This window comes from Kitasatospora sp. NPDC101176, from assembly GCF_044768035.1.
Classification (GTDB): Bacteria; Actinomycetota; Actinomycetes; order Streptomycetales; family Streptomycetaceae; genus Kitasatospora.
Genome location: NZ_JBIWPA010000002.1, coordinates 391118 through 414626, shown reverse-complemented (window position 1 = coordinate 414626; position 23509 = coordinate 391118). Strand labels below are relative to the sequence as shown.

23 protein-coding genes and 1 riboswitch are annotated in these 23509 nt (G+C 71.5%); of the genes, 10 read left to right on the top strand and 13 right to left on the bottom strand.

The genetic code is table 11. From position 1 onward, the window contains the following. Positions 1-47: 47 nt before the first annotated feature. Positions 48-165: riboswitch (SAM riboswitch) on the bottom strand. Between the two features lie 115 nt (positions 166-280). Both trpD and ACIRS1_RS04615 read right to left on the bottom strand, forming a co-directional pair. Next, positions 281-1357: an anthranilate phosphoribosyltransferase gene (gene trpD, locus ACIRS1_RS04620; RefSeq protein ID WP_360207464.1), complete on the bottom strand. Its 1077-nt coding sequence runs from the start codon at positions 1355-1357 to the stop codon at positions 281-283. A 137-nt stretch (positions 1358-1494) separates the two neighbouring features. After that, positions 1495-1920 carry a hypothetical protein gene (locus tag ACIRS1_RS04615; RefSeq protein WP_360207467.1) on the bottom strand — a complete coding sequence of 142 codons (426 nt, stop codon included), beginning with the start codon at positions 1918-1920 and terminating at the stop codon, positions 1495-1497. 396 nt (positions 1921-2316) lie between these two features. Between ACIRS1_RS04615 and ACIRS1_RS04610 the strand changes: the two genes are divergently transcribed. The 5 genes from ACIRS1_RS04610 to ACIRS1_RS04590 all read left to right on the top strand — a co-directional run bounded on the left by ACIRS1_RS04610 (position 2317) and on the right by ACIRS1_RS04590 (position 7187). Beyond that, complete coding sequence (locus ACIRS1_RS04610) at positions 2317-2937, top strand: heme-copper oxidase subunit III (protein WP_360207470.1); 621 nt, start codon at positions 2317-2319, stop codon at positions 2935-2937. Between the two features lie 187 nt (positions 2938-3124). Continuing rightward, on the top strand, positions 3125-3934 hold the full coding sequence (locus ACIRS1_RS04605; RefSeq protein WP_360207472.1) for a c-type cytochrome: 810 nt from the start codon (positions 3125-3127) through the stop codon (positions 3932-3934). 8 nt (positions 3935-3942) lie between these two features. Then, a complete protein-coding gene (locus ACIRS1_RS04600; RefSeq protein WP_360207475.1) occupies positions 3943-4995 on the top strand; it encodes a Rieske 2Fe-2S domain-containing protein in 1053 nt (350 codons plus the stop codon). Further along, a complete protein-coding gene (locus ACIRS1_RS04595; RefSeq protein ID WP_360207478.1) occupies positions 4992-6653 on the top strand; it encodes a ubiquinol-cytochrome c reductase cytochrome b subunit in 1662 nt (553 codons plus the stop codon). Before ACIRS1_RS04600 ends, ACIRS1_RS04595 begins: the two co-directional genes overlap by 4 nt. Before the next feature lie 162 nt (positions 6654-6815). Beyond that, positions 6816-7187: a GntR family transcriptional regulator gene (locus tag ACIRS1_RS04590; protein WP_402836746.1), complete on the top strand. Its 372-nt coding sequence runs from the start codon at positions 6816-6818 to the stop codon at positions 7185-7187. Positions 7188-7227: 40 nt separating this feature from the next. Here ACIRS1_RS04590 and ACIRS1_RS04585 read toward each other — a convergent pair whose 3' ends face one another. The 4 genes from ACIRS1_RS04585 to coxB form a co-directional block, all read right to left on the bottom strand. Beyond that, positions 7228-8484: an Ig-like domain-containing protein gene (locus ACIRS1_RS04585; RefSeq protein ID WP_360207483.1), complete on the bottom strand. Its 1257-nt coding sequence runs from the start codon at positions 8482-8484 to the stop codon at positions 7228-7230. Positions 8485-8660: 176 nt separating this feature from the next. Beyond that, positions 8661-9077, bottom strand: a complete 417-nt coding sequence (locus ACIRS1_RS04580) for a cytochrome c oxidase subunit 4 (protein ID WP_360207486.1) — start codon at positions 9075-9077, stop codon at positions 8661-8663. Continuing rightward, positions 9077-10852, bottom strand: a complete 1776-nt coding sequence (gene ctaD / locus ACIRS1_RS04575) for a cytochrome c oxidase subunit I (RefSeq protein WP_387898338.1) — start codon at positions 10850-10852, stop codon at positions 9077-9079. Before ctaD ends, ACIRS1_RS04580 begins: the two co-directional genes overlap by 1 nt. Next, the gene (gene coxB / locus ACIRS1_RS04570; protein ID WP_360207488.1) at positions 10849-11703 is read right to left on the bottom strand and encodes a cytochrome c oxidase subunit II; all 855 of its coding nucleotides are present in this window, start codon (positions 11701-11703) and stop codon (positions 10849-10851) included. Before coxB ends, ctaD begins: the two co-directional genes overlap by 4 nt. A gap of 362 nt (positions 11704-12065) precedes the next feature. Between coxB and ACIRS1_RS04565 the strand changes: the two genes are divergently transcribed. Continuing rightward, positions 12066-13475, top strand: a complete 1410-nt coding sequence (locus tag ACIRS1_RS04565) for a cysteine desulfurase/sulfurtransferase TusA family protein (protein ID WP_402836743.1) — start codon at positions 12066-12068, stop codon at positions 13473-13475. Between the two features lie 9 nt (positions 13476-13484). On the opposite strand, the gene ACIRS1_RS04560 is transcribed toward ACIRS1_RS04565, so the two are convergent. Then, a complete protein-coding gene (locus ACIRS1_RS04560) occupies positions 13485-14462 on the bottom strand; it encodes a carbohydrate kinase family protein (RefSeq protein WP_360207492.1) in 978 nt (325 codons plus the stop codon). A 280-nt stretch (positions 14463-14742) separates the two neighbouring features. On the opposite strand from ACIRS1_RS04560, the gene ACIRS1_RS04555 reads away from it, so the two are divergent. Then, on the top strand, positions 14743-14952 hold the full coding sequence (locus ACIRS1_RS04555) for a hypothetical protein (protein WP_387898334.1): 210 nt from the start codon (positions 14743-14745) through the stop codon (positions 14950-14952). Positions 14953-15092: 140 nt separating this feature from the next. Beyond that, a complete protein-coding gene (locus ACIRS1_RS04550; protein ID WP_402836741.1) occupies positions 15093-15791 on the top strand; it encodes a hypothetical protein in 699 nt (232 codons plus the stop codon). 105 nt (positions 15792-15896) lie between these two features. Here the strand turns inward: ACIRS1_RS04550 and erpA are convergent, their stop codons facing one another. Then, positions 15897-16250, bottom strand: coding sequence for an iron-sulfur cluster insertion protein ErpA (gene erpA, locus ACIRS1_RS04545; RefSeq protein ID WP_030391519.1), 354 nt, complete (start codon positions 16248-16250; stop codon positions 15897-15899). 247 nt (positions 16251-16497) lie between these two features. Between erpA and ACIRS1_RS04540 the strand changes: the two genes are divergently transcribed. Further along, positions 16498-17358, top strand: a complete 861-nt coding sequence (locus ACIRS1_RS04540) for a GNAT family N-acetyltransferase (protein WP_360207688.1) — start codon at positions 16498-16500, stop codon at positions 17356-17358. 140 nt (positions 17359-17498) lie between these two features. Here ACIRS1_RS04540 and ACIRS1_RS04535 read toward each other — a convergent pair whose 3' ends face one another. From ACIRS1_RS04535 to ACIRS1_RS04525, 3 genes are all read right to left on the bottom strand, one after another. Beyond that, entirely contained in the window at positions 17499-18866 is a 1368-nt protein-coding gene (locus ACIRS1_RS04535) for a pyridoxal phosphate-dependent decarboxylase family protein (protein WP_387898330.1), read from the bottom strand. Between the two features lie 210 nt (positions 18867-19076). Continuing rightward, entirely contained in the window at positions 19077-19541 is a 465-nt protein-coding gene (locus ACIRS1_RS04530; protein ID WP_360207502.1) for an Lrp/AsnC family transcriptional regulator, read from the bottom strand. A 163-nt stretch (positions 19542-19704) separates the two neighbouring features. After that, positions 19705-20628 (bottom strand): NADP-dependent oxidoreductase, encoded by a 924-nt coding sequence (locus ACIRS1_RS04525; RefSeq protein WP_402836737.1) that lies wholly within the window; start codon positions 20626-20628, stop codon positions 19705-19707. Between the two features lie 193 nt (positions 20629-20821). Here ACIRS1_RS04525 and nadA point away from each other — a divergent pair, with 193 nt between their 5' ends. Further along, on the top strand, positions 20822-22006 hold the full coding sequence (gene nadA / locus ACIRS1_RS04520) for a quinolinate synthase NadA (protein WP_402836735.1): 1185 nt from the start codon (positions 20822-20824) through the stop codon (positions 22004-22006). A 107-nt stretch (positions 22007-22113) separates the two neighbouring features. Here the strand turns inward: nadA and ACIRS1_RS04515 are convergent, their stop codons facing one another. After that, positions 22114-22407, bottom strand: a complete 294-nt coding sequence (locus ACIRS1_RS04515; protein WP_402836733.1) for a hypothetical protein — start codon at positions 22405-22407, stop codon at positions 22114-22116. Between the two features lie 38 nt (positions 22408-22445). Then, positions 22446-23249: a PspA/IM30 family protein gene (locus ACIRS1_RS04510; protein ID WP_360207513.1), complete on the bottom strand. Its 804-nt coding sequence runs from the start codon at positions 23247-23249 to the stop codon at positions 22446-22448. Positions 23250-23509: the final 260 nt, after the last annotated feature.

Here is a 23509-nt window from a genome sequence, read left to right as displayed (position 1 = left end):
GATGCACTCCTCCTGGGTGTGGGACCCCGGGAGTGTGAGTCGTCCGGCGTCCGCGCTTGCCGCACGGACGATTCGCCGAGCGACCCGGTCCTCACCCAGGGCACCCCGCCACGGACGGAGGGTTGCCGGACAGCCAGCTGGGGCTTGACGCTGTCACTCATGACCTGGACAGGACTCTAGGTCGGCCCGCGCCGGGTGGTCAAACGACCGTCCACCATCCGGACGCCCCCGGACGTGCCGGGGCCCGCACCGGCTTCCCGGCGCGGGCCCTGCGACCGCCTCAGATCCGGCTGGTCGCCTCCGACCAGCGGCGCAGCAGCTCCTGCGCCGTCCCGGAGTCGATGGCCCGCGCGGCCCGCTCCATGCCGGCCGCGAGCTGCTCGGCGAGCGGCGCCTCGCCGAGGTCCAGCGCGACCAGCGCGGCCGCGGTGTTCAGCAGGACGGCGTCCCGCACCGGCCCGCGCTCCCCGGCCAGCATCCGGCGCGCGACCTCGGCGTTGTAGGAGGCGTCCGCGCCGCGCAGCGACTCGATGCCGACCAGCTCGATGCCGACGTCCCGCGGGTCGAAGGCGGTCTCGGTGACGGTGCCGCCCTGCACGATCCACACCCGCGAGGTGGTGGTGATGGTCAGTTCGTCGAGGCCGTCGTCGCCGCGGAACACCAGGGCGGTCGAGCCGCGCCGGGCGAGCACCCCGGCGATCAGCCCGGCGAGCCGGGTGTCGAAGCAGCCGATCGCGTGCGAGGTCACCTTGGCCGGGTTGGTCAGCGGGCCGAGGATGTTGAAGGCGGTGGGCACGCCGAGGTCGCGCCGGGCGGTGGCGGCGTGGCGCATCGACGGGTGGAACTTGGCCGCGAAGCAGAAGGTGAGGCCGACCTCCTCGGCCACCTCGGCGACCCGCCGGGCGGGCAGGTCGAGGCGGACGCCGAGCTTCTCCAGCACGTCGGAGGAGCCGCTCGCCGAGGAGGCGGCCCGGTTGCCGTGCTTGACCACCTTGGCGCCGGCCGCGGCCGCGACGATCGCCGACATGGTGGAGATGTTGACCGTCTTGGCGCGGTCACCGCCGGTGCCGACGATGTCCACCGCCGGCCCGGGGACGGTGAGCGGCTCGGCGTGCGCGTACATGGCGTCGACCAGGCCGGTGACCTCGTCGACCGTCTCGCCCTTGGCCCGCAGCGCGACCATGAAGCCGGCCACCTGGACGGGGGACGCCTCGCCGCTCATGATCCGGTCCATCGCCCACGCGGTGGACGAGCGGTCGAGGTCCTCCCCCTTCAACAGCGCCGCCAGGACGTCCGGCCAGGTGCGGACCACCTGCGCGGGGTCGGTACCACCGTTCGCAGGGTTCACGTTCACCATGGCTGACTCCAGCTGTTGTCGGTCTCCCCGCGGCGGGGGGACGTCCGTACGGATGGAGTCAGCCTATCGAGGGGCGGGGTGCCCGCGGCGCTGTCTTCTCTAGTACTGAGACGGCCCGGTCCGAAGACCGGCCGGGCTCACTGGCCGGCCGGGGCCCGCTTGGCCAGTCGGGCCCGCAGCAGGGTGGCGACGGCCTCGGCCAGCGCCACCGGGTCCACCGGGTGGGAGATCGCGGCGTCGGCCCGGCTCCAGGCGGCCAGCCAGGAGTCCTGCGGCCGGCCGATCAGCACCAGCACCGGCGGGCAGCCGTAGATCTCGTCCTTCAGCTGGCGCCCGAGCCCGAGCCCCCCGGCCGGAACCGCCTCGCCGTCCAGCACGCAGAGGTCCACGCCGCCCTTCTCCAGGGCCTTGATCACCGCGGGGGTGGTCGCGCACTCCAGGTAGGACAGTTCCGGAAGGTCCTCGGCGGGCCGGCGGCCGAGTGCCGTCAGCACCTGCTCGCGGGTGTTGCGGTCGTCGCTGTAGACGAGGACGGTGAGCGTCTCGTCGGTCGTGTACGCCATGGGCCCTGCTCCCTCAAGTGTGATCCGGACCACGTTCGCCTGATCCGGATGCTACTCCCGATCACCCGCCGTCGAGGCCCCCTCGCGGACGTTCCCTCCCCAAGCCGCCGCGCCCGGGGCTCACCCGCCCGGAGGACGCGCCGTCACCCGGACCCGCCCGGTCCACCCGTACGGCCGACAGGGCGCCCCCGCACTACCCCGGGAGGCCCTGCAGGGCGTGCAACGACACGCAGGGCAAGGGGGTCGTAGGGCCCTCCGAGGAACCGTCAGAAAAGGGACACGCCGCTGCTCAGCCCCCGTCCGGGCACCCCGCCGCCCCCCAGGGGGGCATACCGCACGCACCGGACACTCCGAGGGAGACCCCCCGGCGTGAAGACGGAATAAGGGACCGACATAATGTCCGTCGTGGCGACAGCAACAGCAGTAGAAACCGGGCACGCGCACGGATCGGTCAACCGGCCGAACATGGTCAGCGTCGGAACGATCGTCTGGCTCAGTTCCGAGTTGATGTTCTTCGCGGCCCTCTTCGCGATGTACTTCACGCTCCGCTCCGTCAAGGGGCCGGAGTTCTGGACCGAGAAGGCGAGCGCACTCAACGTGCCGTTCTCCTCGGTCAACACCACGATCCTGGTGCTCTCCTCGCTGACCTGCCAGCTCGGTGTGTTCGCTGCCGAGCGCGGGGACGTGAAGAAGCTCCGCTCGTGGTTCGTCATCACCTTCGTGATGGGCGCGATCTTCATCGGCGGCCAGATCTTCGAGTACACCGAGCTGGTCAAGAAGGACGGCCTGTCGCTGTCCTCCGACCCGTACGGCACGGTGTTCTACCTGACCACCGGCTTCCACGGTCTGCACGTGACGGGTGGTCTGATCGCCTTCCTGCTGGTCCTGGGACGGACGTACGCAGCCAAGCGCTTCACGCACGAGCAGGCCACCGCCGCGATCGTGGTGTCGTACTACTGGCACTTCGTCGACGTCGTGTGGATCGGCCTGTTCGCGACCATCTACCTGATCAAGTAACCAGCTGATCAGGTCGCTGGCCACCGGCTCCGGCCCCGCCCTCACCGGCGTCGGGCCGATTCTGCCGGTGGCGACGCTCCCAACCGACCGACCGCGCGCGCAGCCCTAGACAGGCAGCCTCGTGCCGGCCAGACCGGCCGCCGGGTGCACCCACCAGTCGACCAGATCCTGACACCGGGGTTATTCCGTGAAAAAGCTCTCCGCACGACGGCGCCACCCATTGGCGGCGCTGGTCGTCCTACTTCTCGCCCTGGCGGCAACCGGGGGGCTGTACGCCGCGTTCGCGCCCGCCGACAAGGCGCAGGCGGACGTCGCCGCGCAGTCGCTCGCGATCGATGAGGGCAAGAAGCTCTTCGCCGTGGGCTGCTCCTCCTGCCACGGCCTGAACGGCCAGGGCAGCAGCGACGGTCCTAGCCTGGTCGGCGTCGGCTCCGCGTCCGTCGACTTCCAGGTCGGCACCGGCCGCATGCCGGCCCAGCAGCCCGGCGCCCAGGTGCCGCGCAAGAAGAACATCTACTCGCAGGCGGAGATCGACCAGCTCGCCGCCTTCGTGGCGTCGCTCGGCCCCGGCCCGGTGACGCCGAGCCAGGAGCAGTACACCTCGACCAACCCGGACGACATCTCCAAGGGTGGCGAGCTGTTCCGCACCAACTGCGCCCAGTGCCACAACTTCGCCGGCCAGGGCGGTGCCCTGACCAAGGGCAAGTACGCCCCGTCGCTGGAGGGCGTGGACGCCAAGCACATCTACGAGGCCATGCAGACCGGCCCGCAGAACATGCCGTCGTTCCCGGACACCACCATGCCCGAGGAGCAGAAGAAGCAGATCGTGGCCTTCGTCCGCCACACCACCTCCGATGAGCCCAACCCCGGCGGTCTCACGCTCGGCAGCCTCGGTCCGGTGACCGAGGGCCTGTTCGGCTGGATCTTCGGTCTCGGGACGCTCATCGCGGTCGCGATCTGGGTCGCCGCCCACACCACCAAGGCCAAGAAGTCATGAGCCACGACATGTCAGAAGAGAAGCTTCCGGAGTCGCACGGCTCCGCCGGCGAGGTCGCCGGTCACGGCGACCCGTTCGCCGACCCGGGCCTGCCGGCCCACGAGCCCCGTCGCACCGACATCGACGAGCGGGCCGCCAAGCGGGCCGAGCGTCAGGTCTCGCTGATGTTCGTGGTCTCGATGCTCGCCACCGTCGGCTTCATCGCCTCGTACGTGGCCATCGACCCGGACAAGATCGTCTACATCTTCCCGCTCGGTCACGTCAGCGCGCTGAACTTCGCGCTCGGCCTGACCCTGGGCGTCGCGCTGTTCATGATCGGCGCGGGCGCGGTCCACTGGGCCCGCACCCTGATGTCGGACGTCGAGCTGCCGGCCGAGCGTCACCCGATCGAGGCCGACGACGAGGTCCGCGCGGACGTCATCCAGCAGTTCCAGACCGGTGCCGCCGAGTCGGGTTTCGGCCGTCGCAAGATGATCCGCAACACCCTCATCGGCTCGATGGCGCTCGTCCCGCTCTCGGGCGTCGTCCTCCTCCGCGACCTCGGGCCGCTGCCCGAGAAGAAGCTGAAGGAGACGGGCTGGAACGAGGCCACCCCGGCCCACCCGATCCAGCTCATCAACATGAACACCAGCCAGCCGATGAAGGCCGAGGACGTCGTCGTCGGCTCGCTGACGTTCGCCATGCCCGAGGGCCTGCACGTCCACGACGAGGACTTCCAGCAGGCGATCGCCAAGGACGCCCTGATGCTGGTGCGCATCGCACCGGAGGACATCAAGGACGACAAGTCGCGTGAGAAGGGCTTCGAGGGCATCCTCGCCTACTCGAAGATCTGCACCCACGTCGGCTGCCCGATCAGCCTCTACGAGCAGCAGACCCACCACGCGCTCTGCCCCTGCCACCAGTCGACCTTCGACCTGGCGGACGGCGCGCGCGTCATCTTCGGCCCGGCCGGCCACCCGCTGCCGCAGCTGAAGATCACCACTGACGAGAAGGGCTTCCTGGTCGCCACCGGCGACTTCGACGAGCCCGTCGGCCCGAGCTACTGGGAGCGTGCTCGATGAGTAGCGCGAGCAGCACCACCTCCGGTGCCACCAAGCCCGCCAGCACGCGCGCCAAGCCCGCCAACAAGTGGGAAGCCGCCGCTGACTGGACGGACGGCCGGCTGGGGATCTACTCCCTCGCCAAGGCCAACCTGCGCAAGATCTTCCCGGACCACTGGTCCTTCATGCTGGGCGAGATCTGCCTCTACACCTTCGTCATCATCATCCTGACCGGCGTCTACCTGACGCTGTTCTTCAAGCCCTCGATGGCCGAGGTCGTCTACAACGGCTCCTACGTCCCGCTCAAGGGCATCGGGATGTCCGAGGCGTACGCGTCGACGGTCGACATCAGCTTCGAGGTCCGCGGCGGTCTGCTGATCCGCCAGATCCACCACTGGGCCGCGCTGGTCTTCGTGGCGGCGATGCTCGTGCACATGATGCGCGTGTTCTTCACCGGCGCGTTCCGCAAGCCCCGTGAGATCAACTGGGTCTTCGGCTTCCTGCTGCTGGTCCTGGGCATGTTCGACGGCTTCTTCGGCTACTCGCTGCCGGACGACCTGCTGTCGGGCACCGGCATCCGCTTCATGGAAGGCGCGATCCTCGCCGTCCCGCTGGTCGGCACCTACGTGCAGATGTTCCTGTTCGGGGGCGAGTTCCCCGGCCACGACATCGTGCCGCGCTTCTTCACGATCCACGTGCTGCTGATCCCGGGCATCATGCTCGGCCTGCTGGTGGCGCACCTGATCCTGGTCTTCTACCACAAGCACACCCAGTGGGCGGGCCCGGGCAAGACCGAGAAGAACGTCGTCGGCATGCCGCTGATGCCGGTCTACATGGCCAAGGCCGGTGGCTTCTTCTTCCTGGTGTTCGGCCTCATCGCCGCCATCTCGGCGATCGCCACGATCAACCCGATCTGGGCGTACGGCCCCTACCGCCCCGACCAGGTGTCCACGGACGCCCAGCCGGACTGGTACATGGGCTTCTCCGAGGGCCTGATCCGCGTCATGCCGGGCTGGGAGATCAGCGTCTGGGGCGGCCACACCCTGAACCTGGGTGTGTTCATCCCGCTGATGATCTTCCCGCTGGTCCTGGTCGCCATCGCCGTCTACCCCTTCATCGAGGGCTGGATCACCGGCGACAAGCGCGAGCACCACATCCTGGACCGCCCGCGCAACGCGCCCGTCCGCACCGCGCTCGGCGCCGCCTGGATCAGCCTGTACCTGGTGCTCCTGGTCGGTGGTGGCAACGACCTGTTCGCCACCCACCTGCACCTGTCGATCAACTCGATCACCTACTTCGTCCGCGTCGGCTTCTTCGTCGTCCCGGTCATCACCTTCATCGTCACCAAGCGCTGGTGCCTCGGCCTCCAGCGCCGTGACAAGGAGAAGGTGCTCCACGGCCGCGAGACCGGTGTCATCAAGCGCCTGCCGCACGGCGAGTTCGTCGAGGTGCACGCCCAGCTGCCGCAGAAGGACCTCTTCAAGCTCACCGCCCACGAGCAGGTCCAGCCGGTCGAGCTGCCCGCCCAGGCGGACGAGAACGGCGTGGCCCACCGGGCCGGCCTCCTCACCCGCACCCGGGCCAAGCTCTCCCGCGGTTTCTACGGCGAGGGCGCCCAGATCCCCAAGCCGACCTCCGAGGAGCACCACGAGATCACCAGCGGCCACGGCCACCACTGATCCCGTACGCCCCGCGGCGTCGCACCCGAGGGCCGCTGACCAGAGTTCTTCTGGTCGGCGGCCCTCGGGCTTTGCCGTCCCCCGCCCGACCCCGTCGGACCCGCCCCCTCCACCCGGCCCCGTCCGACCGGCCCCACCCGTCCGCAGCCCCCAGGAGCCACCGTGCAGCTGTCCGTCGACCCCGCCGCCGCCACTCCCCCGTACGAGCAGATCCGGGCCCAGATCGCCGAGCGCGCCCGCTCCGGCGAGCTGCCCACGGGGCTTCGGCTGCCCACCGTCCGGGCGCTGGCCGAGGAGCTCGGACTGGCCGCCGGGACGGTGGCCCGGGCCTACCGGGAGCTGGAGACGGACGGCGTGGTGGAGACCCACGGCCGGCGAGGCACGCTGATCGCCGCCACCGGTGACACCGCGCACCGGCTGGCCGCCGCGGCGGCGGCCGACTACGCGGACCGGGCGAGCCGGCTGGGGCTCTCCCGCGCGGACGCCCTGGCCGCGGTGGACACCGCCCTGCGGCTGGCCCTCCCAGAGGCCTAGGGTCCGGGAGGGCCGGTCGCAGGGCCGTGCCGGAGGCCGGTCAGACCTCGGGGCGGACCATCCCGGAGGCGTGCGCCTGGGCGGGCGGCTCGGTGGTGCTGACGGGCTGTCCGAGGGCGCTGTGCTTGACCCAGTCCGTCCAGGTGAGGTTCCAGTCCCCGAAGCCGTTGCCGAACGGCTCCATGGTGGCGCCGAGGCTGTTCACCACCGTCACCAGGTCCCCCACCCGGGTGTTCTGGTAGAACCACTTGGCGTTGTCGGTGCTCATGCCGGTGCAGCCGTGGCTGACGTTCGCCACGCCCTGTGAGCCGACCGACCAGGGCGCCGCGTGGACGTACTCGCCGCTCCAGGTCACCCGGGTGGCCCACTCCACGTTGAGGTCGTAGGACTCCGAGCTGCCGGCGGCTATGCCGATCGTCTCGCCGCTCATCCGGACCGAGCGCTCCTGGCCGAGCACCACCTTGACGCCGTTGCGGGTGTCGAAGCCGGGCTTGCCGGTGGTCACCGGGATCGTCCGGACCACCTCGCCGTCCCTCTTGAGGGTGAGCTCGTGGGCGGCCGCGTCGACCACCGACTCGACCCGCTCGCCGATCCGCAGCCGCAGCGTGCTGCGGTCGCCGCCGTAGAGGCCGTCGGCGATGCGGCTGCCGGTGGCGTCGAAGGCCAGCGAGACGGTGGTCCCGGCCGGCCAGTACTCCTGCGGACGGAAGTGCAGGTTCTTGTCGTCCACCCAGTACCAGGCGCCGGTGACGGCGGGCTGGGAGGTGACCGTCAGCAGGCGCTCTACCTCCTGACGGGCCTGCGGGTCCTTGACGGCCTCGGAGAGCTGCACGGTGAGCGGCTGGCCCACCCCGTAGACGCCGGTGCCGGAGGAGTCCGGGCCGAGCTTGGCGGTCAGCAGCCGCTGGGCGGCCAGGGTGCTGAAGCCCGCGGTGGTGTCGCCGCGGCCGCCCTTGCCGTCGTCGGCGGCGATCCGCACCGAGTAGTCGGTGGCGGCCTTGAGCCGGCCGGTGGTCCGCCAGCTGCGCTGGTCCTCGGCGAGCTGCCCGGCCACCACCCGCCCGTCCGGGCCGACCACGGTGACGTCGGTGAGCCTGCTGCCGTCCACCGCGGTGACGGTGACGGGCTGGGACGGGTCGACCTTGCCCTCGGCCGAGAGGTGGACCAGCGGGGCGGCGTCGATCCGATGGGGGCCGACCGCCTCCTCGTCGCCGGACGAGCAGGCGGCCAGCGGGGCCAGCACTGCGAGGGCCAGCGAGATGCCGCCGATGCCTGCGATTCCGCGCCTGTCGGGCATGACCGCCTCCGGGGTTCGCACGATTGATCAGATCGTAGGAACGGCGTCCGGAGAAGCGACATCCGAGCGACCCCGGGTTCGCCCGGGTGAGTGAGTCCGTCACCCCGGGGACGCAACGGGGCCGCTCCCCCCGTGCGGGAGGAGCGGCCCTGGTGTGCGTGGCTCGAACCGGAGGACTACTGGTTCTGGTTCTCGCCCCGGTAGAACTCGAAGACCCAGCCGAAGAGGCCGACCAGGATCACCGGCAGCGCCCAGAACATCAGCCACCAGCCGAAGATCACGCCCATGAACGCGAGCGCGCCACCGATCGCCAGCGAGAGCGGCTGCCAGCTGTGCGGGGCGAAGAAGCCCAGCTCGCCGGCGTCGTCCGCGACCTCGGCCTCGGGGTTGTCACCCGCGCCGCTGTCCACCCGGCGGGCGGTGAAGGCCAGGTAGTACCCGATGAAGGCGCAGAGGGCGAAGGCCAGGAACAGCGCGGTGGTGCCGGCCGCCTCGATGCCCAGGTCCGAGTGGTTGGTCCACAGGCCGTAGGTGATGGCCATCGCCAGGACGAAGACCGCGAGGCCGAGGAAGATCTTTCCCTGTTCCTTCATCAGGCGTCGCCCTCCTTCTTGCCCTTGTCCAGCTTCGGGGCGTCGTACTTCGCCGGGGTCACGCCGGCGAGGTGCTTGGCAGGCTCACCGTGGTTCTCGAGGTAGTCCAGCGCGGCGATCTCCGGGTGGTGGAGGTCGAAGGCCGGCGATTCGGAACGGATCCGCGGCAGCGTCAGGAAGTTGTGCCGCGGCGGCGGGCAGGAGGTCGCCCACTCCAGCGAGCGGCCGTAGCCCCACGGGTCGTCGACCTCGACCTTCTCGCCGTACTTGGCCGTCTTCCACACGTTGTAGATGAACGGCAGGATCGACAGGCCGAGGATGAACGAACCGATGGTCGAGACGGTGTTCAGCGTGGTGAAGCCGTCCGAGGCCAGGTAGTCCGCGTAGCGGCGGGGCATGCCCTCCGCGCCGAGCCAGTGCTGCACCAGGAAGGTGGTGTGGAAGCCGATGAACAGCGTCCAGAAGGTCATCCGGCCGAGGCGCTCGTCGAGCATCTTGCCGGTCATCTTCGGCCACCAGAAGTGGAAGCCGGCGAACATCGCGAAGACGACGGTGCCGAACACCACGTAGTGGAAGTGGGCGACGACGAAGTACGAGTCCGAGACGTGGAAGTCGATCGGCGGCGAGGCCAGCAGGACACCGGTCAGACCACCGAAGAGGAAGGTGACCAGGAAGCCGACCGTCCACAGCATCGGCGTCTCGAAGCTCAGCGAGCCCTTCCACATGGTGCCGACCCAGTTGAAGAACTTCACACCGGTCGGGACCGCGATCAGGAAGGTCATGAAGGAGAAGAACGGCAGCAGCACCTGGCCGGTGACGTACATGTGGTGCGCCCACACCGTCACGGACAGACCGGCGATCGCGATGGTGGCCGCGATCAGGCCGGAGTAGCCGAACATCGGCTTGCGGCTGAAGACCGGGATGATCTCCGACACGATGCCGAAGAACGGCAGCGCGATGATGTACACCTCGGGGTGACCGAAGAACCAGAACAGGTGCTGCCACAGCAGCGCCCCGCCGTTGGTCGGGTCGAAGACGTGCGCCCCGAACTTGCGGTCCGCCTCCAGGGCGAACAGGGCGGCGGCCAGGACCGGGAAGGCCAGCAGGACCAGCACGGCGGTCAGCAGGACGTTCCAGACGAAGATCGACATCCGGAACATCGTCATGCCGGGGGCGCGCATGCAGATGATCGTGGTGATGAAGTTGACCGCACCGAGGATCGTGCCGAAGCCGGAGAAGGCCAGGCCCATGATCCACATGTCGCCACCGACACCCGGCGAGTGGACGGCGTCCGACAGCGGCGAGTAGGCGAACCAGCCGAAGCTGGCGGCGCCGTTCGGGGTGACGAAGCCGGCCACCGCGATGACGGAGCCGAAGAGGTACAGCCAGTACGCGAACATGTTCAGACGCGGGAACGCCACGTCCGGAGCGCCGATCTGGAGCGGCATGATCCAGTTCGCGAAGCCCGCGAACAGCGGGGTCGCGAACATCAGCAGCATGATCGTGCCGTGCATGGTGAACGCCTGGTTGAACTGCTCGTTCGACAGGATCTGGGTCCCGGGACGAGCCAGCTCGGCGCGCATGACCAGGGCGAGGATGCCACCGATCAGGAAGAAGGCGAACGACGTGCCCAGGTACAGGGTGCCGATCGTCTTGTGGTCAGTGGTGGTCAACCACTTGATGATGGTCGAACCCGGCTTCCGGGTCCGCTGCGCCCCGACCGTGACGGCCCCGGCGCCCCCGCCGGCCGCGGCGGGCTCGTTGAGGATGGTCACTTGTCTTCACTTCCCATGGAGATGACGCCGGAGGGCACCGCGCCGTTCTGGCCCTTGGCTCGCAGCTCCGCCAGGTGCTTGTCGTAGTCGGCGCGGTCGACGACCTTGACGTTGAACAGCATGCGCGAGTGGTCGGTGCCACACAGCTCGGCACACTTGCCCATGTACTCGCCCTTGACGTTGGGGGTGACCTCGAACTTGTTCACCACGCCCGGCACGACGTCCATCTTCATCAGGAAGTTGACGGGCCAGAAGTCGTGGATGACGTCACGCGAGGTGAGACGGAACTGCACCGTCTCGTTGACCGGCAGCCACAGCGTCGGAGCGTCCTTGGGCGTACCGACTTCGTACGCGGCGTCCTTGTTGGCCGGGTCGGGGGTCTCGGTGTTCTCGTAGTTGAACGCCCAGCTCCACTGGAAGCCCACCACGTTGACCACGTGCTGCGGCTTCTCGGAGACGGAGATCAGCTTCGACTCGTCGCGGGCGACGAAGTAGAAGAGCACCGAGACGATGATGATGGGGACCGCGGTGTAGAGCGCCTCGATGGGCACGTTGTACCGGGTCTGCGGAGGAACCTCCACACCGGTGCGCTTGCGCCGGTGGAAGATCACGCTCCAGAGGATCAGACCCCACATCAGTGCGCCGACCACCAGTGCCGCGATCCAGGAGCCCTGCCACATGTGAAGGACCAGGGGTCCTTGCTCAGTGACGGGGCTCGGGAGGCCAAGCCTGGGGAGGTCGTTGGCCGAGCAGCCGGTGGCGGTCGCGATGACGAGGCCCAGTGCCAGCGCCTGAGGCAGCTTCCGCCGCATCGTGCGCCGCGGCGAGCGGTCGGAGCCGTTGGGACTCACGTAGCGCCTTCCCGAAGTCTCGCCCGCCTTCGCGTCGCCCCGTGGAGGATTGTGAGCCTCCCCGGCGACCCGTCCACGGGCACGGTTTGAATGCTTATGCGGGCCAAACCCTACTCCAGCCTTATGCGCTCCTGACGGGGAGCCCCCCGTAACGCGCCGCCCGGTCGCCCGATCAGGCCCGGCAAGGGCTGCACCGCAGGTCATCGCAGGCATTCGAGGTCGATACGCCCGATCGGGGGATCACCTCGAACAACCCGGGTGACGACCCGTCGGGTGCGGACGAAGCGGACATTCGGGGTGATCGACTGACGGCCGGTAAGTGATGTCGCCCCGCCGGAACGCCCCCGGGAGTGCCGTTAAATGTGACCGTGTACTTCGACGCGGCCTCGACGGCCCCCCTGCACCCCGTCGCACGGCAGGCGCTGACCGCCGCCCTGGACGAGGGCTGGGCCGACCCGGCCCGGCTGTACCGCTCCGGCCGGCAGGCCCGGATGCTGCTGGACGCCGCCCGCGAAACGGTCGCCGAGGCCCTCGGGGCGCGGGCCGACGAGATCTCCTTCACCGCGAGCGGGACGCAGGCGGTGCAGCTCGGCGTGCTCGGCGCGCTGGGCGGGAACCGGCGGCGCGGCGGCCACCTGGTGCACTCCGCGGTGGAGCACTCCAGTGTGCTGCACGTCGCGGAACGCCGGGAGGCCGAGGGGAGTACCGTCTCGGTGGCGCCGGTGGACCGCACCGGACGGGTCGACCCGGACGCCTTCGCCGCACTACTGCGGGCGGACACCGCACTGGCCGTCCTGCAGAGCGCCAACCACGAGGTGGGGACCGTCCAGCCGGTCGGCGAGGTCGCCGACCGCTGCCGGGAGGCCGGCGTCCCGCTGCTGGTCGACGCGGCGCAGAGCGTGGGCCGGGTGGACGTGCCCGCCGGCTGGTCCCTGCTGACCGCGAGCGCGCACAAGTGGGGCGGGCCGCCCGGGGTCGGGGTGCTGGCGGTGCGCAAGGGCGTCCGCTACGCCTCGCCGCTGCCAGCCGACGAGCGCGAGAGCGGGCGGGTCCCGGGCTACGTGAACGTCCCGGCGATCGTCGCCGCGGCCGCCTCGCTGCGGGCGGTGCGGGCCGCGGCGGAGCAGGAGAACGCCCGGCTGCACGCGCTGGTGGAGCGGATCCGGGCCCGGGTGCCGCGGCTGGTGCCCGAGGTCGAGGTGGTCGGCGACCCGGTGCGGCGGCTGCCGCACATCGTCACCTTCTCCTGCCTGTACGTCGACGGCGAGGTGCTCCTCACCGCGCTGGACCGGGCCGGATTCGCCGTCTCCTCCGGCTCCTCCTGCACCTCCTCGACGCTGACCCCGAGCCACGTGCTGGCCGCGATGGGGGTGCTCACCGAGGGCAACGTCCGGGTCTCGCTGCCCACCGGCACGTCGGAGCAGGACGTCGAGCGCTTCCTCACCGTGCTGCCGGACCTGGTCGCGGGGGTGCGGGCGCCGCTCGGGCTGGACCTGCCGGCGCCGGTGGCGGCCCCGGCGGCGGGGACGCCGGAGACCCTCGTGCTCGACGCGTTGGGCAAGCGGTGCCCGCTGCCAGTGATCGAGCTGGCGAAGCGGATCGGCGAGGTGCCGCTGGGCGGCACCGTCGCCGTGCTGGCGGACGACGAGGCGGCCCGGCTGGACATCCCGGCCTGGTGCGGGATGCGCGGCCAGGAGTACGCGGGCGAGGCCCCGGCCGCCGACTTCGGCGGCGACCGGGGCTCGGCCTACCTGGTGGTGCGCCGGTCCTGAGGGGCCCGATTACCTGACCAGGTGCGCGCGGACGTCCGCGGCGGCCTCGGCGCCGTAGGCGGCCTCGAAGCGCTTCAGGAAGGCGACCGGGCGCAGCTCGTACTCCTGGGTGCCGACGGTCTCGATCACCAGGGTGGCGAGCATGCAGCCGAGCTGGGCGGCGCGCTCCAGCTCGAGCTGCCAGGACAGGCCGGTCAGGAATCCGGCCCGGAAGGCGTCGCCGACGCCGGTCGGGTCGACCTTGGCCTCCTCGGCGGCGCAGCCGACCAGGATCGGGGCCTCGCCCTTGCGGTCGATCCGCACGCCCTTGCTGCCCAGGGTGGTGACCCGGGTGCCGACCCGGGTGAGCAGCTCGTCCGCGTCCCAGCCGGTCTTGGTCTCGATCAGCGCGGCCTCGTACTCGTTGGTGAAGAGGTACGCGGCGCCGTCGACGATCTCGCGGATGTCGTCGCCCTCCAGGCGGGCCAGCTGCTGGGAGGGGTCGGCGGCGAAGGCGTAGCCGCGGGTGCGGCACTCCTGGGTGTGGCGGACCATGCCCTGCGGGTCGTCGGCGCCGATCAGGACGAGGTCGAGGCCGCCGACGCGGTCGGCGATCGGCTTGAGCTCGATGTTGCGGGCCTCCGCCATGGCGCCGGTGTAGAACGAGGCGATCTGGTTGTGGTCCTCGTCCGTGGTGCACATGAAGCGGGCCGTGTGGCGGGTCTCGGAGATGTGGACGGAGGTGCAGTCCACGTTGTTGCGCTCCAGCCAGCTGCGGTACTCCGCGAAGTCCGCGCCGGCCGCGCCGACGAGGATCGGGCGCAGCCCGAGCACGCCCATGCCGAACGCGATGTTCGGGGCGACCCCGCCGCGGCGGATGTCCAGGGTGTCGACCAGGAAGGACAGCGACACGGTGTGCAGCTGCTCGGCGACGAGCTGGTCGGCGAACCGACCGGGGAACGTCATCAGGTGGTCGGTGGCGATCGAGCCGGCGACGGCGATACGCACGGGAGGTCTCCTCAGGATGGCTTCAGGGCCAACGGGCAGGCACGGGTGAACCCACTCACGGTACCGGGCCCCGGCCGGGCAGCAGCAAGAGTGCCGCAAGCAGCCCCGCCCGCACCGCCATGGTGGCACCCGTTGACGTCGAACGTGTACTACCTCCGGGTAGCACTGGTGGGGCGCCGCACCCCGGCCTAGGGTCGGCGACAGGGGCCGTGCCGAGCCGGGCGGGCCCCGTCGTCGACCGTGGCGGTGCGGCCACGGCCCCTGATCGGAGCGATGCCCGATGATGCCCGACCACTTCCCGCTGTCCGTCCTCCGGCCCGACGCGGACGGCGAGACCCTCGACGCGCTGGTGAGTTCGTCCCGGCGGCTGCGCCGCTTCTGGCCGCTGCTGGCGGCCGGCCCGGAGCCCACCGCGCCCGTGCGGGCCGGCATCCGGGTGCCGTCCGGCGCGCAGCGGCTGGTCGCGGGGATGGCCGAGTACGGCAACTGACCCGGCGGCCCGATCCCCCGCCCGTCCCCGCTCCCCCGTGACGGGCGGGGCGGGGCGGAACCGGATCGGCTCGGGACACGTCACATCCGCGCGGAGCGGCCGAGCGGCCGGAGCCGCCCAGCTCTCGGGAGGATGTGCAGATGGATCTGGAGACGACGCCCCGGCGCGGTCGGCGGGCGATGGCCCTGGCGGGTCTGGCCCTGGCGGCGGCGGTCACGGTGACCGGGTGCAACGGCGACGGCAAGTCGGCCTCGGACGCGGCACCGGCCGGCGCCACGGCCTCGGCATCGGCCTCCGGGTCCGCCTCGCCCGGCCCGACGGCCTCCCCGCAGGCCCCCGCGCCGGACGCCACCCCGCCCTCCTCCGCCCCGGTCACCGCGCCCGTCCCGGCCAGCCCGGCCCCGCAGCCGACCGGCGCGGCTCCGGCCCCCTCGCAGCCCTCCGCGACCGCCACCCCGGGCACTCCCCCGGGCAACGGGATCGCGGTGGGCGAGCCGAACCCGAACGGGACGGCGGGCGCCCGGCCGGCCGTCTCCTACCGGGTGGACGGCGGCACCAAGCTGACCGTGTACTTCTTCGGCGGGGTCTGCCAGCAGTACGGGCTGAAGGCGGACGAGTCGCACCCGGGCCGGGTCGACGTCCGCGTGGTGGTGGCGGCGCCGATGACGCCCGGGCAGGTCTGCAACGCGCTGGCCAAGCGGCAGTCGGTCTCCACGGACCTGCGGTCGCCGCTGACCGGGCGGACGGTGACCGACCAGTCGTCCGGCCAGGAGGTGCCGCTGGACGCCGATCCGCACATCGGACCGGACCCGGTCACCCCGGACGTCGCCGGGCAGTAGGGCCGGCCCGCGGCCGGCCGGGCCGGTGCGACGCGAAGGCGGCCCCGGGGAGGGATCCCCGGGGCCGCCTTCACGCGTGCCGTGCTGCTCGACGGAGCGGCGGGCCTAGCTGAACGAGTCGCCGCAGGCGCAGGAGCCGGTGGCGTTCGGGTTGTCGATCGTGAAGCCCTGCTTCTCGATGGTGTCGACGAAGTCGACGGTGGCGCCGCCCAGGTACGGGGCGCTCATGCGGTCGGTGACGACCTTCACACCGTCGAAGTCCTTGAGCACGTCGCCGTCGAGCGAGCGCTCGTCGAAGAACAGCTGGTAACGCAGGCCGGAGCAGCCACCGGGCTGGACGGCGACGCGCAGCGCGAGGTCGTCGCGGCCTTCCTGCTCCAGCAGGCCCTTGACCTTGGCCGCGGCGGCATCGGTGAGGAGGATGCCACTCTCGACGGTGGTCTCGTCCTGGACGGTCATCTGCTTTCTCCCGGTCTTTGACGACGGTCTGCCGCCAGTGCCAACCAACGGCCGCCCGGATTCATTTCCCGGACGGAGGTCGTTTTCGCAGGCCTGTCGGCGGCGGAATTTCCGTGGACCGGGTGTGCCACCCGCGTCCCATACGCTCCCCATGCTCGCACAACCCGGGAGGACCGGGCACCGCCCCGAGCTGCGGATCCGGTTGAACAGGCCCCGCGGCGGCCCGCCGGGCGCCAGGATGGTGGCCATGATCCTGCGCCCGGTCAGGGACACCGCCGCCGACGCGGAGGCCGTCCAGGACGTCTCCGCCGCCGCGTCCGCCGATCCGTCCGAGCCCGGCACCGCCGCCGCGCCGACCCCGCTGCAGCTGGCCGGGACCAGGCACCTGGCCCGCACCGATCCGGGCGGCTGCTGGCTGGCGGAGAGCGGCGGGGAGCCGGTCGGGGCGGTGCTGTCGCTGCGCCGCGAGGGCCTGTGGATGCCGTCCCTGTTCGCGGTCCGTCCGCAGGCGCAGGGCAAGGGCGTGGGCCTGCTGCTGCTGGAGCGGGCGGCGGCGCACGCCGGGGGCTGCCTGCGCGGGATGGTCTGCGCCCCGGACTCCCCGGCGGCGGTGCGGCGCTACCGGCTGGCGGGGTTCACCCTGCACCCGGCGATGCGGCTGGCCGGGCGGGTGGACCGGGCCGGGCTGATCGACCCGGGGGACATCCCGGTGCACCGCGGCAACGCCACCCACCGGCACCTGCTGGACTCGGTGGACCGGCGGCTGCGCGGCTCGGCGCACGGGCCGGACCACGAGCTGATGCTGGGCCACTTCGAGGAGCTGCTGATCGCCGACTCGCTGGCCGGCAGCGGCTACTGCTACCGGGACGGCGGCGCCGTGCGGCTGTTGGCGGCCACCACCAAGCGGATCGCCGCCCGGCTGCTGCGCGAGGCGCTGGCCCGGGTGCCGGACGGGGTCGAGGCGCGGGTGGACTTCGTCACCGCCGAGCAGGAGTGGGCCCTGGACGTCGGCCTGGAGGTGGGGCTGGCCGTGCGCGGGCGCGGCTTCCTCGGGCTGCGCGGGATGCGGCCGCCGGCGCCGTACCTGCCGAGCGGCTCCTTCCTGTGAGTCCGGGCGGCCGGGTCCGGGCGGCCGGGTGCGGGCGGCCGGGTGCGGGCGGCCCGCGGGCGCCGCGGCCACGGCCCGGGCACGACGGGACCCCCGCCGCGGTGCGCGGCGGGGGTCCCGTCAGGAGCGTCGGCCCGGACTCAGGCCATGGTGGCCAGGATCTCCCGGACCATCTCCATGGTGGTGCCCGGGTGCAGGAAGGCGAAGCGGGCGACCGTCTCGCCGTCCCAGCCGGTCGGGGTGACGAAGCCGATCTGGTCGGCGAGGAGCTGCTGGGACCAGCGGTAGTAGTCCTCGTTCGTCCAGCCGGTGCGCTTGAAGCAGACGGCCGAGAGCTGCGGGTCGAACAGCAGCTCCAGGTGCTCGGTCTCGCGGATCAGCTGGGCGGTGTCCCGGGCGAGCTGGAGGCCGGTCTCGATGGCGTCGGTGTAGGCCTGGGTGCCGTGGACGGCCAGCGAGAACCAGAGCGGCAGGCCGCGGGCGCGCCGGGTGAGGTGGTAGGCGTAGTCGGTGGGGTTCCACTCGTCGCCCTCGGTGTGCAGGACGTCGAGGTAGGAGGCGTCCTGGGTGTGCACGGCGCGGGCGAGCTGCGGGTTGCGGTAGACCAGCGCCGCGCAGTCGAAGGGCGCGAACAGCCACTTGTGCGGGTCGACGACGAAGGAGTCGGCGTGCTCGATGCCGTTGTAGCGCTCGCGGACGGAGGGGGCGAACAGGCCCGCGCCGCCGTAGGCGCCGTCCACGTGGAACCACAGGTCGCGCTCGCGGGCGACCTCGGCGAGGCCGGCGAGGTCGTCGACGATGCCCTCGTTGGTGGTGCCGGCGGTGCCGACGACGGCGATGACCGTCTCCGGGTGGGGGTCGGCGGCCAGGGCGGCGCGCAGTGCCTCGCCGGTGAAGCGGCGGTCGACGGTCGGGACCTTGAAGGCCTCGACGCCGATGATGTTGAAGGTGTTCTTGACCGAGGAGTGGACCTGGTCGGCGACGGCTATCCGCAGGCGCGCCTCGGGGCCGACGCCGAGCCGGCGGCGGGCGGTGTCACGGGCGACGACGAGGGCGGAGAGGTTGCCCGCGGAGCCGCCGGAGACGAAGGTGCCGCCGGCCGAGGCGGGCATGCCCGCACGGTCGGCGATCAGGCGCAGCACCTGGTTCTCGGCGGCGATCGCGCCGGCCGCCTCCAGCCAGGAGATGCCCTGCAGGGACGCGCAGGAGACCACCATGTCGAAGAGCAGCGCGGCCTTGGTCGGGGCGCACGGGATGAACGACAGGTAGCGCGGGCTGTCCGCGGAGATCACCGCGCGGGACAGCTCGTGGTCGTAGAGCTTGAGCACGTCGGCCGGGCTGTTGCCGTGCTCGTTGAGCAGGCCGGCCAGCTGGGTGCGCAGGTGCTCGCCGTCACCGGGGTGGTCGAGGGGGACGGGGTCGTACTGCAGCCGGTCCCGCATGTAGTCGAAAACCAGGTCGACCAGTTCGTTGTCGGGCCGGTGCATGCGGTCGGGGGCTGCGGACACGGCTGTCCCTCTCGGCAGTGGGGGTGCGGGGGTGGTGTGGATCGTGTCCGGTCGGCGGGACAGTTCACCGCATTGGCCGGACGTGATCAGCGTAGGCAGCCGGAGGGCTTCGCCGCGCGTCGGAACGCGGCTGGTCAGGCAGGTTTCGGGCGTCTTCGGGCCGGTCCGCGCAGGTTTCCTGCGCGGCGTGCCGTTACCGCCGGACGGGTTTCAGCCGATGAGCTGGGAGAGGACGACGGAGGAGCGGCTGCGCTGGACGCCGGGCTCGCGCCGGATGCGCTCGATGACGGCCTCCAGGTGACGCATGTCGGCGGCGCGCAGGTGCACCAGGGCGTCCGGGTCGCCGGTGACCGTCCAGGCGGCGACGACCTCGGGGAACTGCCGCAGGCTGGCGAGGATCTCCTCGGGGGCGGTCCGCTCGCGGCAGTAGACCTCGACGAAGGCCTCGGTCTGCCAGCCGAGCACCGAGGGGTCGAGCACGACGGTGAAGCCGCGCACCACGCCGCGCGCCCGCAGCCGGTCGATCCGGCGGCGCACGGCGGTGGCGGAGAGGTTCACCTGCAGGCCGATCTCGGCGTAGGAGGCGCGGCCGTCGCTGCCGAGTCGGGCGAGCAGGAGCCGGTCGGTCTCGTCGAGATCGGCCCCGATCACCTCGTGCGCTCGGCTGCTGGTCATCGGTGCGGTGCTCCACGGGTCGTACGGTGGCCGGCGGCGGGGCCGACAGGGCGGCGCCGCCGTCATCCGTCACTGCTGAAACGGTTCGCCACCATTCTGGCGGATCTCGGCAGCGGGTTCACCGCGATCGGATGACGGCCCGGGGTCGGCCGGCCGTCCGCCGTCAGTCGACCAGCAGGACGATCTTGCCGCGGGTGCGGCCCTCCGCGCCGAGCGCCTGGGCGGAGGCCGCCTGGGCCAGCGGGAAGGTCGAGGCGACGGTCACCGTCAGCCGGCCGTCGTCGGCGAGCGCGGCCAGCTCCGCCAGGCCCTCCCGGTCCGGGCGGACCCAGACGTAGTGGCCGCCGAGCGCCTTCACCCCGAAGTCGGCGGTCGAGGCGATCCGGCCCGGATCCGCGACCAGGCCCGCCGAGACCTGCACCGCGCCGCCGCCGACCAGGTCCAGGGCCGCGTCCACACCGCCCGGGGCGAGCTCCCGGACCCGGTCGGCCAGGCCCTCGCCGTAGGTCACCGGTTCGGCGCCGAGGCCGCGCAGGTAGTCGTGGTTGCGCTCGGCCGCGGTGCCGATCACCCGGGCGCCCCGGGCCCGGGCCAGCTGGACGGCCAGGTGGCCGACGCCGCCGGCCGCGGCGTGCACCAGCAGCGTCTCCCCCTCGCGCAGCCGCAGGGCCCGCAGCGCCTGCAGCGCGGTCAGCCCGGCCAGCGGCAGGCCGCCGGCCTGCGCCCAGTCCAGTGCGGCCGGCTTGCGGGCGAGGGTGCGGACCGGGGCGGCGACCAGCTCGGCGTAGGTGCCGTGCTCCACCGCGTCCTTGCGCACGTAGCCGTACACCTCGTCCCCCGGCGCGAACTCGGTCACGCCGCCGCCCACCGCACGGACCACGCCGGCCGCGTCCCAGCCCATGACCATCGGGAAGTGCGCGTCCAGCAGGCCGTCCAGGCCTCCCTCGCGGACCTTCCAGTCCACCGGGTTCACCCCGGCCGCGCGCACCTGGACCAGGACGGAGTCCGGGCCGACCTTCGGGTCGGGCAGCTCGGTGTACTCGACCACCTCGGGGCCGCCGTAGCGGTTGATCGCGATTGCCTTCATGGCCCCAACCCATACCCCCGACCGGTGCCGCCACGGATTCGGCCACGCCGGGAAGGGTCCGATCCGGCGAGCGGTTCTCGTCACATCGACAGGATGGCCATCGTCACTCTGACGCTAACCGGTTATCATAGATAGTGTCAGATAGACGAAAAGGCTTCACCGCTTGATCGGCCGCACAGAAGGGCACCCGCCCGTGACCACCACCATCACCGAGACCCACGGCGTCGACCCCGCTCCGACGCCGCTCGCTCTGCTGCTGCTCGGCCGTGAGGCCGACCCGAACAGCGAGCGCGGCGTCGACTGCCCCGGCGACCTCCCCCCGGCCTCCGACCCGAACCTCGTCGAGCGCGCCCGCGCGGCCAAGGCCGCGCTCGGCGACCGCGTCTTCATCCTCGGCCACCACTACCAGCGCGACGAGGTGATCGAGTTCGCCGACGTCACCGGCGACTCCTTCAAGCTCGCGCGCGACGCCGCGGCCCGCCCGGAAGCCGAGTACATCGTCTTCTGCGGCGTGCACTTCATGGCCGAGTCCGCGGACATCCTCACCACCGACGCCCAGCAGGTCGTCCTGCCGGACCTCGCGGCCGGCTGTTCGATGGCCGACATGGCCACCGCCGAGCAGGTCGCCGAGTGCTGGGACGTGCTCACCGACGCCGGCATAGCCGACGTGACCGTCCCGGTCTCGTACATGAACTCCTCCGCCGACATCAAGGCCTTCACCGGCCGGCACGGCGGCACCATCTGCACCTCCTCCAACGCCCGGCGCGCCCTGGAGTGGGCCTTCGAGCAGGGCCAGAAGGTGCTCTTCCTGCCCGACCAGCACCTGGGCCGCAACACCGCGGTGCGCGAGATGGGCCTCTCGCTGGACGACTGCGTCCTGTACAACCCGCACAAGCCCAACGGCGGCCTGACCGCCGAGCAGCTGCGGAACGCCAAGATGATCCTCTGGCGCGGCCACTGCTCGGTGCACGGCCGGTTCAACCTGGACTCCGTGAACGACGTGCGCGAGCGGATCCCCGGCGTCACCGTGCTGGTCCACCCCGAGTGCCGGCACGAGGTCGTCGAGGCCGCCGACATGGTGGGCTCGACCGAGTACATCATCAAGGCCCTGGACGCCGCCGAGCCCGGCTCCAAGTGGGCCATCGGCACCGAGCTGAACCTCGTCCGCCGCCTCGCCAAGGCGCACCCGGACAAGGAGGTCGTCTTCCTGGACCGGACGGTCTGCTTCTGCTCCACCATGAACCGGATCGACCTGCCGCACCTCGTCTGGGCGCTGGAGTCGCTGGTCGAGGGCCGGGTGCCGAACGTGATCACCGTCGACCCGGAGACCGAGAAGTACGCCAAGGCCGCGCTGGACCGCATGCTGGCCCTGCCGTAGCCGGCCGGCGGCCCGCGGGGAGCGGGCCGCCGGGCGCACGCGAAGGGCGGGCCCCCTCCCAACGGAGGGGGCCCGCCCTTTCGTCTGGCACCGGACCTGCGGCGAGGCTACTCGGGGTAGCCCGGGATCACGCCCTCGCCGTCGGCCATCAGCAGTTCGCGGACCTCGTGGATCGTCGCCTCGGCGCTCGGCAGGATCAGCTCGGACGGCTCCAGCGAGTCCAGCGGCACCGGGGTGCCGAACCGCTTCACCGCCTCCAGCAGCTTGCCGTACGCCTGGCGGAAGAGCTCCTCGTCCCCCGACTCCACTGCGGTGACGAGCTCGGCGTCGAGCTCGTTGAGCAGGTTCAGGTGGGCGTCGCCCACCTCGTACTGCCCCTCACCCATGACCCTCATGATCATGCCGTGCGTCTCCCTGCTTCGTGGGGGTGGAGCTCAGATCACTTGTTGTAGTTGATGCGCGGGGTGTCCTGCTGCGGGTGGGCCTCCGGCTGCTGCGGACGGCCCTGCTCGATCGCGGCCGGACCGGAGGACGGGCCCGCCAGCTCGGCCTTCATCCGGGCCAGCTCCAGCTCGACGTCGGTGCCGCCGGCCACCCGCTCCAGCTCCGCCTCGATGTCGTCCTTGCGGCCGAGGCCGCTCGCGTCGTCGAGCGCGCCGGACGCCAGCAGCTCGTCGATCGCACCGGCGCGGGCCTGCATCTGCGCGGTCTTGTCCTCGGCCCGCTGGATGGCCAGGCCGACGTCGCCCATCTCCTCCGAGATCCCGGAGAAGGACTCGGCGATGCGGGTCTGCGCCTGCGCCGCGGTGTAGGTCGCCTTGATGGTCTCCTTCTTGGTGCGGAAGGCGTCCACCTTGGCCTGCAGCCGCTGGGAGGCGAGCGTGAGCTTCTCCTCCTCGGCCTGCAGGGCCTGGTACTGCGTCTCCAGGTCGGTGATCTGGGACTGCATGTTGGCCCGGCGGGTCAGCGCCTCGCGCGCGAGGTCCTCGCGGCCGAGGGACAGCGCCTTGCGGCCCTGGTCCTCGTACTTCGCGGACTGCTGCTGGAGCTGGGTCAGCTGGAGTTCCAGGCGCTTGCGCGAGGTCGCGACGTCCGCGACGCCACGCCGTACCTTCTGCAGCAGTTCGAGCTGCTTCTGGTAGGAGTAGTCGAGCGTCTCACGGGGATCCTCCGCCCGGTCCAAGGCCTTGTTCGCCTTGGAGCGGAAGATCAGCCCCATACGCTTCATGATTCCGTCGCTCATGGGCCTCGGGTGCCCCCTTCTCCGGCCTGCGGTCTCTATCTCGGTACCAGACACGACGAGTGTATGTGCAGCGAGCCCGTCGCCGCAGTGCACCTGCCTGCTACAAGACTGCTACAGCGGCAAGTGGTAGTTCCTCCTCCCCGGGGTGGATCCGCCTCTCATCCCCTCCATGGTCCATCCGATCGATCCCCTACGGGAAGGGTCGGGAGGCCCCGGCGGCGACGATCGATATGCGTTTGGGTCCGAGGGCACCCGTGGAA